Here is a 670-nt window from a genome sequence, read left to right as displayed (position 1 = left end):
GACGATGCCGGTGCTGCGCAGGCCGGCGACGAAGGTGGTGGTCTTCCAGTGGCCGTGCGGCGCGACATCCACCAGGCGCTCGTTGCGTGGTCCCCAGCCGTAGCGGCGCACCATGTTCGTGGTGGCGCCGGTTTCATCAAGGAAAACGAAGCGCGCCGGGTCCATGAAACGCGCCACACCCGCCAGTGGCGGCGCCGTTCGGCAACGTCGGGTCGGTCCTGCTCGGCTGGCTTCCTTGGAAGTGGTGGTGGCGGAAATGGCGTGCTGCGTTTCCGCGGGCAGGATGTGCCGTTCGGGATCATTGCTCTCGGGGTCGGCGGCATCGGCGCCTCGACCGTCGAGGCAGAGGGCGACGTATTCAACCTCGAGGATCGGGCCCGGTTCCCTGGTACCTACGCCCAGGTGCGGGTGGGTGCCGTCGCCGGGTCCGCAAGCGTTGGAGAAATGTGGCTGCAGAACGAAGCTGGGGTGATCCTGCGGCTTCGAGCCCGGCGTGCTGGGCTCATGCTCGCGATCGGCGCGGATGCCGTTCGCATTACGATGCGATGATGCCGATTACGCTGCGTTCCATGCTGCTGACCCGCGCCCGGTTCCTGTCCGACTCCCGCTCCGACGCGAAGGAGAAGCTCGGCCGCCGGGCAACCCGATCTGGAATGACATTGTCAGCAGC

At 67.0% G+C, this 670-nt stretch carries 1 protein-coding gene and 1 pseudogene; one reads left to right on the top strand and one right to left on the bottom strand.

Going from position 1 to position 670, the window contains the following annotated elements; genetic code table 11:
• Positions 1–227, bottom strand: a pseudogene (locus ACFHPP_RS31320) (IS630 family transposase); the annotation flags it as partial.
• Positions 228–261: 34 nt separating this feature from the next.
• On the opposite strand from ACFHPP_RS31320, the gene ACFHPP_RS31315 reads away from it, so the two are divergent.
• On the top strand, positions 262–549 hold the full coding sequence (locus ACFHPP_RS31315) for a hypothetical protein (RefSeq protein WP_437167125.1): 288 nt from the start codon (positions 262–264) through the stop codon (positions 547–549).
• The last annotated feature ends 121 nt before the right edge of the window (positions 550–670 follow it).

Source organism: Falsiroseomonas sp. E2-1-a20, assembly GCF_051433195.1.
Lineage (GTDB): Bacteria > Pseudomonadota > Alphaproteobacteria > Acetobacterales > Acetobacteraceae > Falsiroseomonas.
This window is presented reverse-complemented; position numbering and strand designations above follow the sequence as displayed.